This is a genomic window from Streptomyces sp. NPDC052910 (genome assembly GCF_055585605.1).
In genome coordinates this window covers 1,281,600-1,296,383 of record NZ_JBVJJR010000001.1, presented here as the reverse complement: position 1 = coordinate 1,296,383, position 14,784 = coordinate 1,281,600, and the positions used below count along the sequence as shown (strand labels likewise).

Annotated in this window: 13 protein-coding genes and 1 pseudogene; 4 read left to right on the top strand and 10 right to left on the bottom strand. The window is 70.0% G+C overall.

Translation table 11 applies throughout. The annotated features are described in order from the left end of the window. Positions 1–46: 46 nt before the first annotated feature. Positions 47–508 (bottom strand): metal-sensitive transcriptional regulator, encoded by a 462-nt coding sequence (locus tag ACZ6X9_RS05610; protein WP_469776581.1) that lies wholly within the window; start codon positions 506–508, stop codon positions 47–49. A 287-nt stretch (positions 509–795) separates the two neighbouring features. Here ACZ6X9_RS05610 and ACZ6X9_RS05605 point away from each other — a divergent pair, with 287 nt between their 5' ends. Further along, the gene (locus ACZ6X9_RS05605) at positions 796–1,416 is read left to right on the top strand and encodes a DUF47 domain-containing protein (RefSeq protein WP_469776580.1); all 621 of its coding nucleotides are present in this window, start codon (positions 796–798) and stop codon (positions 1,414–1,416) included. Positions 1,417–1,422: 6 nt separating this feature from the next. After that, on the top strand, positions 1,423–2,421 hold the full coding sequence (locus ACZ6X9_RS05600; protein WP_469776579.1) for an inorganic phosphate transporter: 999 nt from the start codon (positions 1,423–1,425) through the stop codon (positions 2,419–2,421). Between the two features lie 305 nt (positions 2,422–2,726). Here the strand turns inward: ACZ6X9_RS05600 and pstB are convergent, their stop codons facing one another. The 4 genes from pstB to pstS form a co-directional block, all read right to left on the bottom strand. Then, positions 2,727–3,506 carry a phosphate ABC transporter ATP-binding protein PstB gene (gene pstB, locus ACZ6X9_RS05595; protein ID WP_469776578.1) on the bottom strand — a complete coding sequence of 260 codons (780 nt, stop codon included), beginning with the start codon at positions 3,504–3,506 and terminating at the stop codon, positions 2,727–2,729. Between the two features lie 32 nt (positions 3,507–3,538). Further along, complete coding sequence (gene pstA, locus ACZ6X9_RS05590; protein ID WP_469776668.1) at positions 3,539–4,606, bottom strand: phosphate ABC transporter permease PstA; 1,068 nt, start codon at positions 4,604–4,606, stop codon at positions 3,539–3,541. Between the two features lie 11 nt (positions 4,607–4,617). Then, complete coding sequence (gene pstC, locus ACZ6X9_RS05585) at positions 4,618–5,676, bottom strand: phosphate ABC transporter permease subunit PstC (RefSeq protein ID WP_469776577.1); 1,059 nt, start codon at positions 5,674–5,676, stop codon at positions 4,618–4,620. A 113-nt stretch (positions 5,677–5,789) separates the two neighbouring features. Continuing rightward, positions 5,790–6,920 (bottom strand): phosphate ABC transporter substrate-binding protein PstS, encoded by a 1,131-nt coding sequence (pstS, locus tag ACZ6X9_RS05580; RefSeq protein ID WP_469776576.1) that lies wholly within the window; start codon positions 6,918–6,920, stop codon positions 5,790–5,792. A gap of 436 nt (positions 6,921–7,356) precedes the next feature. Here pstS and ACZ6X9_RS05575 point away from each other — a divergent pair, with 436 nt between their 5' ends. Continuing rightward, positions 7,357–8,400 (top strand): C40 family peptidase, encoded by a 1,044-nt coding sequence (locus ACZ6X9_RS05575; RefSeq protein ID WP_469776667.1) that lies wholly within the window; start codon positions 7,357–7,359, stop codon positions 8,398–8,400. A gap of 657 nt (positions 8,401–9,057) precedes the next feature. Then, complete coding sequence (locus tag ACZ6X9_RS05570; protein ID WP_469776575.1) at positions 9,058–10,302, top strand: PP2C family protein-serine/threonine phosphatase; 1,245 nt, start codon at positions 9,058–9,060, stop codon at positions 10,300–10,302. Between the two features lie 49 nt (positions 10,303–10,351). Here the strand turns inward: ACZ6X9_RS05570 and ACZ6X9_RS05565 are convergent, their stop codons facing one another. The 5 genes and pseudogenes from ACZ6X9_RS05565 to ACZ6X9_RS05545 all read right to left on the bottom strand — a co-directional run bounded on the left by ACZ6X9_RS05565 (position 10,352) and on the right by ACZ6X9_RS05545 (position 13,842). Then, entirely contained in the window at positions 10,352–10,690 is a 339-nt protein-coding gene (locus ACZ6X9_RS05565) for a DUF2516 family protein (protein ID WP_469776574.1), read from the bottom strand. A gap of 276 nt (positions 10,691–10,966) precedes the next feature. Then, positions 10,967–11,635 (bottom strand): hypothetical protein, encoded by a 669-nt coding sequence (locus ACZ6X9_RS05560; RefSeq protein WP_469776573.1) that lies wholly within the window; start codon positions 11,633–11,635, stop codon positions 10,967–10,969. A gap of 44 nt (positions 11,636–11,679) precedes the next feature. After that, complete coding sequence (locus ACZ6X9_RS05555) at positions 11,680–12,057, bottom strand: helix-turn-helix domain-containing protein (protein ID WP_469776572.1); 378 nt, start codon at positions 12,055–12,057, stop codon at positions 11,680–11,682. Positions 12,058–12,194: 137 nt separating this feature from the next. Next, a pseudogene (locus ACZ6X9_RS05550) lies at positions 12,195–12,399 on the bottom strand (transposase); the annotation flags it as partial. Positions 12,400–12,459: 60 nt separating this feature from the next. After that, positions 12,460–13,842, bottom strand: coding sequence for a YDG/SRA domain-containing protein (locus ACZ6X9_RS05545; RefSeq protein WP_469776571.1), 1,383 nt, complete (start codon positions 13,840–13,842; stop codon positions 12,460–12,462). Positions 13,843–14,784: the final 942 nt, after the last annotated feature.

The window sequence follows — 14,784 nt, the reverse complement described above, 5'->3', positions numbered from 1 at the left end:
GACGGGCGCGGCCCCGATACGGGATGCCCCGCGGCCGCCGGTGGCGTCAGGACCGCAGCAGCCGCGCGATGGCCGCCGTCGCCTCGGCGACCTTGGCGTCGATCTCGTCGCCGCCCCTGACCGCCGCGTCGGCGACGCAGTGCCGCAGGTGCTCCTGGAGCAACTGGAGGGCGAAGGACTGCAGCGCCTTGGTGCCCGCGCTCACCTGGGTGAGTATGTCGATGCAGTAGACGTCTTCCTCGACCATGCGCTGGAGGCCCCTGATCTGGCCCTCGATCCTGCGCAGCCGCTTGAGGTGCTGGTCCTTCTGGTGGCTGTAACCGTGGGGCCCGTGGCTGTGAGCATTGTCGCTTCCGGCGGCTTTGGCGGCTCCGGTGGCCCCGGTGGTCCCCGTGGCTCCGGCGGCCTCGGTCGCTCCGGCGGCTCCGGGAGTGGGGCCGGGCCCGCTGTGGCAGGACGCCGCGGCCGGTTCGCCCGTGCCGGCCGCTGTGGTTCCCGTCGTGGTCATGGCGTCCTCCGTTGTCCCGCGCGTTCCGCGCCGTCGGCCGGCGCGTCGCCGTCCGTTCGGGGGCGGACCGCGGCGTGTCCCGTGATGGTGCCCGGCTTATACCCCATGGGTATACCCCCACCGGGTATATGGTAGCGAAATCCCCGGCGCACGGCCCTGAAGAGGGTGGTACCGGCTTGGTGTGCACTCTGCCCGATGGGCGACACTGAGGGAATGCCAGTTAGCTGTGGCCGGATGATGCGCCTAGCATCAACGAGACCGAATCCGCTGCACCCCGAGGATCCCACGTGCGCTTTCGTCTGACCCCCAGGGAGACGAGCTTCTACGACATGTTCGCCGCGTCCGCGGACAACATCGTCACGGGCTCCAAGCTCCTGATGGAACTGCTCGGTGCGGAGCCGTCCGCCCGGGCCGAGATCGCCGAACGGATGCGGGCAGCGGAGCACGCCGGGGACGACGCGACCCACGCGATCTTCCACCAGCTCAACTCCTCGTTCATCACGCCGTTCGACCGCGAGGACATCTACTCCCTCGCGTCCTCGCTCGACGACATCATGGACTTCATGGAAGAGGCGGTCGACCTGGTCGTCCTCTACCAGGTCGAGGAACTGCCCAAGGGCGTCGAGCAGCAGATCGAGGTCCTCGCGCGAGCCGCCGAGCTCACCGCCGAGGCCATGCCGAACCTGCGCACGATGACCAACCTCACCGAGTACTGGATCGAGGTCAACCGCCTGGAGAACCAGGCCGACCAGATCCACCGCAAGCTGCTCGCCCACCTCTTCAACGGCAAGTACGACGCCATCGAGGTGCTCAAGCTGAAGCAGATCGTGGACGTACTGGAAGAGGCGGCGGACGCGTTCGAGCACGTCGCGAACACGGTCGAAACCATCGCGGTCAAGGAGTCCTGACCTCCGGTGGATACGTTCGCACTTGTCGTGACCATCGCGGTCGCGCTCGGATTCACCTATACCAACGGCTTCCACGACTCCGCCAACGCCATCGCCACCTCGGTCTCGACGCGGGCGCTGACCCCGCGCGCGGCCCTGGCGATGGCGGCCGTGATGAACCTCGCGGGTGCCTTCCTCGGCAGCGGTGTCGCCAAGACCGTCAGCAAGGGCCTGATCGAGACGCCGGTCGGCGACAAGGGGATGGGCATCCTCTTCGCCGCGCTGATCGGCGCGGTCGCCTGGAACCTGGTCACCTGGTACTTCGGCCTGCCCTCGTCCTCCTCGCACGCCCTGTTCGGCGGCATGGTGGGCGCGGCGCTCGCGGGCGGCACGACCGTCATCTGGTCGGGCGTCGTCGAGAAGGTCGTCGTCCCGATGTTCCTCTCGCCGTTCGTCGGCCTGATCATCGGCTATCTGGTGATGGTCGTGATCATGTGGCTGTTCCGGCGGTCCAACCCGCACAAGGCCAAGCGCGGCTTCCGGATCGCCCAGACGGTCTCGGCCGCCGGCATGGCGCTCGGCCACGGTCTCCAGGACGCCCAGAAGACCATGGGCATCGTGGTGATGGCCCTGGTCATCGGCGACGTCCAGGACAAGGACGCCGCGATCCCGCTGTGGGTCAAGCTCGCCTGCGCGATCACGCTGTCGCTCGGTACGTACGCGGGCGGCTGGCGGATCATGCGGACGCTCGGCCGCCGCATCATCGAGCTGGACCCGCCGCAGGGCTTCGCCGCCGAGACGACGGCAGCCTCGGTGATGTACACCGCGTCGTTCATGTTCCACGCGCCGATCTCGACCACGCACGTCATCACCTCGGCGATCATGGGCGTGGGCTCCACCAAGGGCACGCGCGCGGTGCGCTGGGGCGTCGCGAAGAACATCGTGATGGGCTGGTTCATCACGATGCCGGCCGCGGCGGCCGTCGCCGCGGTCAGCTACTGGATCGTTCAGCTCGCGTTCGGTTAGCGCCGGCTCCGCGCTGTGACGGGCCCGCCCCCTGCCACCCAGGGGGCGGGCCCTTTTTCGCCCCGCGGCGGCACCGCCATGCAGCGCCGCGGGGCGAGTCGGTGGGTGCCCCGGTCCCTCCCCTTCGCCGTTTCCCGGGGGGTGAGCCCCCCGGACCCCCGCAACCGCGCGGTCGTCCTCAAACGCCGGACGGGCTGAGTGGTGCGCCCGGCACGAGCGGTGAAGCCGCGATACGGGGGTCCGGGGCGGAGCTCCGGGGAACGGCGAAGGGGGCCCTTGTCGGGAGGGGCCCGGGCCCCGAGGCCTCAGCCGAAGCGCCCCGAGATGTAGTCCTCCGTCGCCTGCACCGACGGGTTGGAGAAGATCCGCTCGGTGTCGTCGATCTCGACGAGCTTGCCGGGCTGGCCCACCCCCGCCAGGTTGAAGAAGGCCGTGCGGTCGGAGACGCGCGCCGCCTGCTGCATGTTGTGGGTGACGATGACGATCGTGAACCGTTCCTTCAGCTCGCCGATGAGGTCCTCGATGGCGAGCGTCGAGATCGGGTCGAGCGCCGAGCAGGGCTCGTCCATGAGCAGGACCTGCGGTTCGACGGCGATGGCGCGGGCGATGCAGAGCCGCTGCTGCTGGCCGCCGGACAGGCCCGCCCCGGGCTTGTTGAGCCGGTCCTTGACCTCCTTCCAGAGGTTGGCGCCCTTGAGGGACTTCTCGACGACCTCGTCCAGCTCGGACTTGCGGATCCGGCCGCCGTTGAGCCGGATGCCCGCGGCGACGTTCTCGTAGATGGACATGGTCGGGAAGGGGTTCGGCCGCTGGAAGACCATGCCGACCGTGCGGCGCACGGAGACCGGGTCGACACCGGAGCCGTAGAGGTTCTCGTCGTCGAGCATCACCTTGCCCTCGACGCGTCCGCCCGGGGTGACCTCGTGCATCCGGTTCAGGGTGCGCAGGAAGGTGGACTTGCCGCAGCCGGAGGGGCCGATGAAGGCGGTCACGGAACGCGGCTCGACGGTCATCGAGATGTCGTCGATGGCCTTGTGGGCGCCGTAGAAGGCGGAGAGGCCGCTGACGTCGATGCGCTTGGCCATGGGGATCACTACTTTCGGGAAATCGAACCGCGTCAGCGGCCGGCCTTGGGGGCCTTCAAGCGGGCGATGCCGCGGGCCACCAGGTTGAGGATCATGACGAAGGCGATCAGCACGAGGGCCGCCCCCCAGGCGCGGTCGTAGCTGGCGTCGTTGCCGTTGGCCCACTGCTCGTAGATGTAGTACGGCAGGGAGGACTGCGCCCCCTCGAACGGGTTGTTGTTGATCACCTGGGAGCCGAAGACCAGCAGCACGATGGGCGCGGACTCGCCGGCGACGCGGGCGACGGCGAGCATCACACCGGTGGCGATGCCGCCGACGGCCGTCGGCAGGACGACCTTGAGGATCGTCCGCCACTTGGGCACGCCCAGGGCGAGGGAGGCCTCGCGGAGCTCGTTCGGGACGAGCTTGAGCATCTCCTCGGTGGAGCGGACCACCACGGGCATCATCAGGATCGCCAGGGCCATCGCGCCGGCGAAGCCGGAGTACCCGTTGTCCAGCACGATGATCCAGAAGCTGAGGATGAACAGGCCGGCGACGATCGACGGGACGCCGGTCATCACGTCCACGAAGAACGTCACGGCCCGCGCGAGCCGGCCGCGGCCGTACTCCACCAGGTAGATGGCGGTCAGCAGGCCTACGGGCGCCGCGATGGCGGTGGCGATGCCGACCTGCTCCAGGGTGCCGATGATCGCGTGGTAGACGCCGCCGCCGGGCTGGATGGTGAGCACGCCGGCCATGGAGTGCGAGAGGAAACCGCCGTCGAGGACCTTGGAGCCGCGGGCGACGGTCTCCCAGATGAGGGAGACCAGCGGGACGACCGCGATCAGGAAGCACATCCACACCAGGCTGGTGGCGAGCCGGTCCTTGGCCTGCCGGCGGCCCTCGACCCGGGCGGCGAGCCCGTAGGTGAGGGCCACGTACAGCACCGCGGCGATCAGCCCCCACTGCACCTTGCCGTCCAGCCCGGCGCCGAGGCCGATCCCGCAGCCGGCGGCGAGGGCGAGGGCGGCGAGGGCGGCCGGGGCCCAGCGCGGCAGGCGGGGCTGGTACAGGCCGGCCGTCGGCCGGGAGACCCCGTCGGCCGCCGTGGCACGGTTCATGGTCACGTCGCTCACGAGAACTCCTTGCGGCGGGCGATGATCATCCGGGCCGCGCCGTTGACCAGCAGGGTGAGGACGAACAGGACGAGGCCGGAGGCGATGAGCGCGTCCTTGCCGGTCTCGCCGGACTCCTTGAAGCTGCTCGCGATGTTCTGGGCGAAGGTGCCGCCGCCCGGGTCGAGAAGGCTGGTGGAGATCAGGAAGCTGGGGGAGAGGACGGTCGCGACGGCCATCGTCTCGCCGAGCGCGCGGCCGAGGCCGAGCATCGAGGCGCTGATGACGCCGGAGCGGCCGAAGGGCAGGACCGCGGTCCTGATGACCTCCCAGCGGGTGGCGCCGAGCGCCAGCGCGGCCTCCTCGTGCATCTTCGGCGCCTGGCGGAAGACCTCGCGGCTGACACTGGTGACGATCGGCAGGATCATGATGGCCAGCAGGATGCCGATGGTGAACAGCGAGCGCGCGGCGCCGTCGTGGTAGGCGAGGACGCCGGTCCAGCCGAAGTACGTGTCCAGCCAGCCGTAGAGCCCGCCGAGGTGCGGGACGAGGAACAGCGCGCCCCACAGGCCGTACACGATCGACGGCACGGCGGCCAGCAGGTCGATGACGTACGACAGCGGCGCGGCCAGCTTGCGCGGCGCGTAGTGCGAGATGAACAGCGCGATGCCGACGGCCACGGGGACGGCGAGGACCATCGCGATCAGCGAGCTGACGACGGTGCCGAAGGCGAGGACCGCGATGCCGAAGACCGGCGGGTCGGCGTTGGCCTTCCAGTCGAACGTGGTGAGGAAGTTGCCCTCGTCGACGGAGAGCGCGTGGGCCGCGCGGACGGTGAGGAAGACCGCGATGGCGGCCATGATCACCAGGAGGAGGATGCCGGAGCCGCGGGAGAGCCCGAGGAAGATCCGGTCGCCGGGGCGGACGGTGGTCTTCGCCGTCCGCACCGCCGGCTGCGGCGGCTGTGCGGCCTGTGTCGTGCGCGTCGTCCGGGCGGGGGCGGGCTGTGCCGCCGAGGGGTCGGGGGTGGCCTGGCCGGGTGGCCGGTCGGCCGGTTCCGAGTTGGCTATGTCCATGTCATTCACGGAATTCTCCGGTCTGCGGGGCCGGACGCGCTGTCGCGTCCGGCCCGTGGCGCGGCGGTGCACCGGATCGTGCGGACGCCCGCGGGGAGCGGCCGCACGGGGGTTCAGGAGAGGCTCGCGACGTTCTCGCGGACCTTCTTGGCGATCTCGGCCGGCAGCGGGGCGTACCCGAGCTGCTTGAGCACGGACTGCCCGTCCTCACTGGCGATGTAGGTCAGGAAGGACTTGGTGGCCGGCAGCGTCTCGGCCTTGTTGCCCTTGTCGCCGACGATCTCGTAGGTCACCAGGGTGAGCGGGTAGGCGCCCTCGGCCTTGGTGGTGTAGTTGAGCTTGAGCGCCAGGTCCTTGCCGGTGCCGGTGATCTTGGCCTCGGCGATGGCCTTGGAGGCGTTGTCCGGGGTGGCCTCGACCGGGGCGGCGGCACCGGTGTTGATCTTCACCGTCTTGATGTTGCTGGCGGTGGCGTAGGACAGCTCGAAGTACGAGATGGCGCCCTGGACCTGCTTGACCTGCGAGGAGACGCCGGCCGAGCCGTCGGCCGCCTGGCCGCCCTTGGGGGCCCAGGCCTTCGCCGGAGCGTAGGGCCAGGAGTTGCCCGCGGCGGCCTTGAGGTACTTGGTGAAGTTGTCGGTGGTGCCGGACTCGTCCGAGCGGTGGAACGCCTGGATCTTGGTGTCCGGGAGCTTGGCGTCCTTGTTGAGCTTGGCGATCGCCTCGTCGTTCCACTTCTCGATCTTGCCGTCGAAGATCTTGGCGAGCGTCTCGGCGTCGAGGACCAGGTTGTCCACGCCCGGCAGGTTGTAGCCGATGGCGATGGGGCCGCCCACCATGGGCAGGTTGATGCCCTGGCCGCCCTTGACGACGTCCTTGGACTTGGCGACCTCCTCCGGCTTCAGCGGCGAGTCGGAGCCCGCGAAGGCGGTCTTGCCCTGGAGGAACTCCTGGATGCCGGCGCCGGACCCGGTGGCCTTGTAGTTGATCTGGATGTCCTTGCAGACGGTCATGAAGTTCTTGACCCACAGGTCCATCGCGTTCTTCTGCGCGGACGAGCCGGAGGCCAGGAGCTGGCCCTTGCCCTCGCACTTGACGTTGGACGCCGACTTGGAGGTGCCGTTGCCCCCCTGGCCGCCGTCGCCGTTGTCGTCCGAGCCGCACGCCGTGAGGACCAGGGCGCCGGAGACGGCGATGGCGCCGAAGGCGACGGCCCGGAGCCGGTTCTTGCGCTGAAGCTTCACTTTCGGGTGTTCCTTCCGGGAGCCGCCGCTGGGGCGGCGTGCGAGAAGTGGGTGGTGCGGTGTCGGGATTCTGCGGTTTCCGGTCGTGCGCGCGGAGCGGCCACACACGGGTGGTGGCCGCGCAGCCCCTGTTCTACGGCCGAAATTAAGCAGATCAGGTGAAGCCGTCGAAGGAGGGAGGTGAACGCGGGGTGAACCTCGGCGGTCAGGGCGGTGGAAGCGATCGATTCGAGCCAGCGCGGGATTCCGGACAACTGTGACGCAGATCTCTGTCCGTTCGCGCGCCCCCATGACACGATCCGTTCCGCGCGTTGCGGCATGTGAGGACGTGGCGTTCGAGTCGCGGAGGTATCCGGTGGGGCGGAACGGCGAAGCCGTTGGTGGCGTGGACAGGGACATCGCGGGGGACGGCCGGGTGAGCAGACCCGGCCCCCGGATGGCGGCACTCCGCCGGGTGGTCGTGGCGACCATGGTCGTCTGCGCCGCCGGGGCCGCGCTCCCGCAGGCCGCCTGGGCCGACCCGTCGCCGCCCCGGAAGAGCCTGGAAGAGGTCCACCAGGAGGTGGAGACCCTCTACCGCAAGGCCGAGTCGGCCACGGACGCGTACAACGCGGCGGACGAGCAGACCCGGCTCCAGGAGAAGAACGTCGGCGACCTCACCAAGCGGGTGTCCGCCGCCGAGGAGCGGGTGCGCGAACTGAAGGAGCGGGTCGGCGAGCTGGCCCGCGTCCAGTACCGCACCGGCGGCCTGGCGCCGTCCACGCAACTGTTCCTGGCCCGTTCGCCCGAGGAGTTCCTCGACGCGATCGACACCACCCGCCGGGGCCAGGACGCCACCCGCCGGCTGCTGACCGAGACCGAGTCGGCCAAGTCGGAGCTGGAGAAGTACGTCAAGGCCGCCGGCGAGCGGTGGAAGCGGCTCAAGGACGAGCGGAAGAAGAAGGACGAGGCCAAGAAGGAGATAGAGGCCCGTCTCGACGCCGCCAGGAAGCTGGAGTCGCGCCTGGAGGAGAAGGAGCGCGAGCGGCTGCGGCAGATCGAGGAGGAGAAGGCCCGGCAGGCGCAGCGGACGTGGCTCGCCTCCGACGCCCTCAAGGGCGTCTCCCTCAAGGACGCCGGCACGGCCACCGAGATCGGCCGCCGCGCCGTCGCGTTCGCCACCGCGCAGATCGGCAAGGACTACGTCTGGGGGGCCGTGGGCCCGGACACCTACGACTGCTCCGGCCTCACCTCCCGCGCCTGGGCGACGGCCGGCCTCGGGATACCGCGCACCTCGCAGGAGCAGTGGCGGCAGCTCCCCAAGGTCGACGTCCGCGACATGCGCCCCGGCGACCTGATCATCTACTTCTCGGACGCCAGCCACGTCGCGATGTACGTCGGCGACGGAATGATGGTGCACGCGCCGCGGCCCGGCCGGCAGGTGACGATGGCGGGGGCGGGCTCGATGCCGATCCTCGGCGTGGTCCGGCCGGGGGCGTGAGGCGCGCTCGGCACGGGGTGTCGGAGCGCGAGGGGGCGTACGGGCGCGCCGGAGGACGGCGGGATCGGCGAGGGTGCGCCGGCTCCGTACCTCGGTACCTGCGCACCGGGCTTCCGCCGGTCTGCTGCGCACTCGGCTTCTGCGCTTCCGCCCCCTCGTCTGCTTCCGACCCGTTTTTGCTTCCGCTTCCGGTTCCGCTTGCGCCGCCGCGGGGCCGGCGTGACCGCCGTCTCGTAACGGGCGTCACTCCGGTCGTCGGCGCCCTGCCGGCAACTCTGGTCGTGTAACGACGGTCACGTAACCCGGGTCACGTAACTACCGCCATACAGGCGGCAACACGTGAGGCGCGCCACGTAACACACGTCACGCGGCGCCCGGTTCGCGCTCCAGACCGGGCGTCGTACGGGTTTCGGGGGAGCGTGCGCTCCCCTCTCGTACGTACGTGTGCGACGTGACGTTTCTCATGACGTTTTCCTCCCGGCCCGCCCCAAAAGCGGCGTTGGCGACGGCATATGACGGAGGCGGGTGGCTCCGTACCATTCCGTTCGCCCGTGGCCTGCCGCTACTGTCGCGTCGGGCGCCGCCGTCGTACGCGGCGCCGCCCTCGGGGGTGGGGCGCCTCCCGGCGATCGCCGGGGGAGGAAGGAAACCGACGTGATGCCCGTATCCGCACCCGGCCCGGTGGCGTCCGCCGCCGGATCGTCCGACGGCGGGCTGACCCTGCTGGTCATCGAGGACGACCCGGCGGGGTCGCTCTCCATGCCCGAGATGGCCGACGAGACCGTGGTGGCCGGCAAGCCGGTCCGCATCCGCACGGCTCGCAACCTGACCGAGGCGGAGCGGCTGCTCACCCACGATGTCCAGTGCATCCTCCTCGACCTCGCCCTGCCCACCGCCGCCGGGGAGGGCGCCGGTGGCGACTCCGCCGCACCCCGCGACGAGCTGGAGACCCTGCGCCGGGTGCTGCGGCTCGCCCCACGGCACGCCGTTCTCGCGCTGACCTCCGAGAACGACGCCGAGCGGGCCGCCGAGGCGGTCCGGGTCGGCGCTCAGGACTACCTCTTCCGCGACGAGCTGGACGGCCGCGTGCTCAGCCGCGCCATCCGCTACGCCGTCGAGCGCAAGCGCGCCGACCTGGCCCAGCACCAGCTCACCGAGTCGCGGCTGCGGGCCCAGGAGAACGCCCGGCTGGAGCGCGGCCTGCTGCCCAACCCCCTGCTGGCCGGCTCCGACCTGCGGTTCGCCGCCCGCTACCGGCCGGGCCGCAGCCGCGCCCTGCTCGGCGGCGACTTCTACGACACCGTACGGACGCCCGACGGCACCGTCCACGCGATGATCGGCGACGTCTGCGGACACGGCCCGGACGAGGCCGCCCTCGGCGTCGAACTCCGGATAGCCTGGCGGGCGTTGACGCTCGCCGGAATGCACGGCGGCGAGCTGCTCGGCACCCTCCAGGAGGTCCTGGAGCACGAGCGCGCCGACGAGGAGATCTTCGCGACCCTCTGCACGCTGGACATCGCCCCCGACGGCCGCTCCGCCGCCCTCTTCCTGGCCGGCCACCCGGCCCCGCTCCTGGCCCGCCCGGGCGAGCCGCCCTGCCTGCTGCCGCAGGACGGCGGCGGCCCGGCACTCGGCCTGCTGCCGGGGGCGTGCTGGCCGCGCCTTGAGGTGGGGCTCGGCGACACCTGGAGCCTGCTGATGTACACGGACGGCCTGATCGAGGGGCGGATCGGCGAGGGCGCGCGGCGGCTCGGGCAGGAGGGGATGGTCGAGATGATCGCCCGTCAGGTGAAGGAGGGGCTGTCCGGCGAGGAACTGCTGGACGCGGCGGTCACCGAGGTCCGGGCCCTCAACGGCGAGGAACTGACGGACGATCTGGCGGTCCTGCTGCTCGACCGCTGAACCCTCCCGGGGCGCTGCCGCGCGCCGAACCCTCCCGGAGCGGAGCCGTTCAACGGCCGCCGTTGTACGGCCCGTACGGTCCGTCGGAGCTGGAGCCCCGGCGGCGCGGACCGCGCCCCGACACCTGCTTCAGCGCCGGGCGCACGTCGACGAAGTAGACGATCGTGGCCACCAGGCCCAGGATCGGCAGGAAGCCCCACACGCCCAGGAACAGGTTCACGGCGACGGTGAGGCCGAGGATGATCAGCCAGAAGCCCTTGTTCTGCTTGTCGGCGGCGCGGTAGGCGTCGTCGCGGTGGACCGCCGCGTTCAGCAAGGCGGCCACGGCGAAGACCAGCAGGCCCAGGGACACAAAGGCCCAGATCGTGTTGAATCCCTGCACCAGCATTGCCGCCCACCTCTTGTCCGTCCGTGCGACGTGTACGGTCCCGTCCGTGCTGCCCACCGTACTCGGGGAACGGCCGGAAGGCGGGGGAGGTGCCCGGATCCCGCCCGTCCCGGCGGCCTGCCTCCGGCGGCCTGCCCCGGAGGTCCGCCCCGGTGATCGGTCCCGGCGGTCCGTCCCCGGGGCCGGCACGCAGCGTCACGAGGCGTGCCGGCCCGTCATATCCGCCTCGTCCGCCCTGCTCCTCGTCCGACGCGGGCGGACTCCTGCCGGATCCGGCTACGCGTCCGACTTGGCGCCGGTGTCGTCGGACTTCTTGGCGGCGGTGGTCCGCCGGGTGCCGCTCTTCCGGGCGGCGGGCTTGGCGTCGTCCTTGGCGTCCTTGACGTCCTTGGAGTCTTTCTCGCCCTTGGCGTCCTTCCCGTCCTCGGCGGCCTGGTCGTCCTTGCCGCTCCCGTCGGCCCGGGCGTCCTTCTCGTTCTTCCCGCTCTTGTCGCTCTTGGCGCTGCCGTCGTCCCCGGACGGCTCGGTGGCCACCGGGATCTCGGCGACCTCGGCCGCCTGCTCGCCGCGCCAGGTACGCACGGCCTCCCGGCCGCGCTCGGCCAGCTTCTCGAAGGTCTCGCCGCCCCGGGCGGCCAGCCCGACCGCCTGCCCGACGCCCTGGAGCGCCAGGTCCTGGGCGGTCTGCCCGAGCTTCTTCAGATCGCCGTCGAGGGAGCCGACGATCTCGCCGACCTTGGCCGTGACCTGGGCCTGGGCCTCCTTGGCCTGCTTGCTCACCCGGCCGCCGAGGTCCTTCGGGTCGGTCTTCCGCAGCTTCTCCAGCCGCTCGGGAGCCTCGGCGACCACCTGTCCGAGCTTCTCGGCGGCGAGGTCGGCGGCACCGGCCGCCGCATAGGCCGTGTCGGTGGCCGCCTTGCGGATGTCCTGGGTGGTGATGGCCATGCGATGGGTCTCCCGTCTCGCGATACGGCCGGCCCCGGAAGGGGTCAGCCGGAGGGCTTGCTGTCGTCGTCCTTCGTCGGCCCGTTCTCCCTGCGGAACGAGTCGTAGATGTCCAGCAGGACCTGCTTCTGCCGCTCGGTGATCGAGGGGTCGGCGAGGATCACGCTGCGCACCTCCGTCTCCTCCCGGGCCCGCTCGTCGAGGATCCCGGCCTGCACGTACAGCGTCTCCGCCGAGATCCGCAGCGCCTTCGCCAGTTGCTGCAGGATCTCCGCGCTCGGCTTCCGCAGGCCGCGCTCGATCTGACTGAGGTAGGGGTTGGACACTCCCGCCGCGTCGGCGAGCTGACGCAGCGTCAACTGTGCGTTGCGCCGCTGCTCGCGCAGGTACTCGCCGAGGTTGCCGACGTTGAGCGATCCCATGCGGCCGATGCTGCCCCATGCTGCTAACTTTTGCAAGCGGCTGCTTGCAGGAGTTGCGCCGGGGTGGGGTGCGGGCCCTGTGACTCGCAGCGATAGTTGTCACCTCGCAGCGTTAACTGTCACTGTGGCCAGACATATCGGTAAGCCGCTACGTCGCTTAGCAACACCTTCGATGGCAGAGCGCGCCAGGCACATCCGCTGACCAGCACGTACACGATGGCTGCGATCAGGCATGTTCGCCGTTCCGCCACCCTGTAGCCGCACCCGGTTCGGCGGGATCAACGGCTTCGCGATCTCCCACAACCTGTCCGGAACGCTCCAACTCCACGTACCCCGCCCCATGCCCGGCTCAGCGGCCGCCCCTCACCGCATAGGACACGGCCTTTGGGCCCGACTCACGAGTTATCGCGCTGTTCCTTCCTCCGGCACACCGTGGAGGGTGCGGTGGTACGCGAGTGCCTCCCTGTCGATCCGGTGTTCCGGTGTCTCACGGAGCACTCCGAGTACCGTGCTGTCTGCCCTGCTCACGACCGTGAGGTCGTCGTTGATGACCAACGTTCCTGCGTCCATGAGTACATGGCAGTTGGGGCACAAGCACAGGAGGTTGTCGATTGCGTCTGCACCTCCGTGAGGCCTCCCCAACGAGCGGATGTGCGCAGCTTCGGCGTATGCGCGGCCAGCCCGTAGCTCGAGGCGGACTCCGCAGACCTGGCACGTGAAGTCGTGGATCTGTTTGACGAGGTTGGCAATGGCCGTGCTGCGGACGACACGCTGGATTGAGAGGGGCGATCGCATACCGCCGGCCACCCCCGACTCCTCGACATCGTCGAGCTGCGGAAGGTTCTCTACACCCTGCTCGGCAGGCGCCCGCCGAACGAGGCGGAATCGCCACACGCGTCGGGTGTCCGGCCCCTGCTCGGACCAGTAATCCTCAACCGTGTAGAGCCCGTCGTAGCGATAAGCCCGGGCGCCGGAGGTGTCCGTGATCCCACGTACCACACGGACGGGGGCTCGAGTGGACGCACTCGTCGCTAGCGCGGCGTTGCCACGGGTAAGTTGCTGATCACCCATCGCCCCCTCGCCGGTGTAGACGATGACGTCACCGTGGTCCTCATCGCTGGTGTGCTCGCCGCCGAGGATGACCGACTCGGCGCCAAGCCTCTCGCTGCCCGCAATGCCGGCCATCAACTGCCGGTGGACACCCGCCCGGACTAGGGCTCTGCGATCGTCGAACCGACGCCCCGGCAGGATGCCCGGCACCGGGCCGATCCCGGCGAAGGAGGGTGGCGTGTCTGCGGCCGGACCCGACTGACCACCTGGCAGGGCCGTCGCCAACTCCCGCACCCGGGCGCGTTCCTCCTTGCGCGCCGTGCGCGCCCGGAACAGGGCTTCCCGGAGCCCCTCCGTACGCGGGGCCCCGCGTACGGCCAGCTCATCCGCCTCGTTGCCGGTTCCGGTCGCAGAGGCCAGCCCGATGAGAAGCTGGTCCAGTCGTTCCGGTGTCGGGAGGGTTCGCCCGCCGAGGTAGGAGTCCAGGGTGCGGGCGCTCACCTCGCAATGGCGCGCCACCGTTTCGGTGGCTGGGCTGCCGCATTCATTCCAGACCGCACGCAGTTCCTCGGCGAAGTCGGCCTCTTCCGGTGTACGGCGTGGAGTGGCAACGCCCATCAGGCGCGATTCCTCCGCAATGGCTTCCTCGGCTGCGCGTCGGCGCTCGTGCCACCGGACCCGTTCCGCCGCAGTGCCGCCCACCCATGCGTCGACGATCAGGTCCAGCGTCTGCACGCTTGGCAGGCGGGTACCACTCAGCGCCGAGTAGACCGCCGTCCTCGACGCGCCGCGCGTGACCGCCGCGTCGACTGTTCCACCCGCTCTTTCGCGGAGCTCACGAAGGGCTCGCGCGAAGGTAGCCAGGGGCCCGTCACCCTTCACAGGGAGAGTCCGGGCCACACTTTCACTGTGATATGCATCACATAACCCTCTCTCCAGCAAGTGATGTGGATCACAAGGAACCTGCCGACACCTAGTCTGACCTGCGGTAACTCTAATGTACCTCAGTCCCGCGATGTTTTCTGCGGGTAAGCAGGTCTGGAAGGTCTGCAATCGTTGCGTCAACGGCCGAGTCTGCTGCTCCGCAACGAGCGACGGCTCCCTGCGCCAACAGGAAGCCGTCTTTGCCCGTAGTCCCCATCTATAGGTACGGAGAACTACATGTCTGAGGGTACGGGGAATGCTCTGCCCGGCGAAGCGGGCCAGGTTATGGGCGAAGCCTTCGGCGCGGAGCCACTGCGGCGCTCCACCCGCTGGCTGGCTCCCGCCGGCATGGCGATGACGAGCACCGGGGCACTCGCCGCCGGGTTCCAGGGCAACATGACCGTGGCCGCGATGTCGGCGGCTCCGGGCTTGATCTTGGGCTCGTTCTTCTTCTTCGGGGTGGTCTGCCCGGCAGTCTGGTCTCGGAAGCCTCAGCGTCAGAAGGCTGCCCTCGAGGTGATGGCCTCACTCCTCGGGTGGCCGTCTCCGCGACGGAGCGCGACCCGACGCCGGGGTTCGGCCCGTTAATCCGCAAGGCCTCGTCAGGGGACAAACGGGTCATCGAATCGACATCGATGTGACCACAGCACCGCAGCCCGGCCACTGCTCAGCGCCCTCCTTGTCTGCCGGATCATGCTCGTCAGAAAACCGCTGGCGGGCCTCCGGCCGTAGCGGATCTTCGGAAGTGGTGAC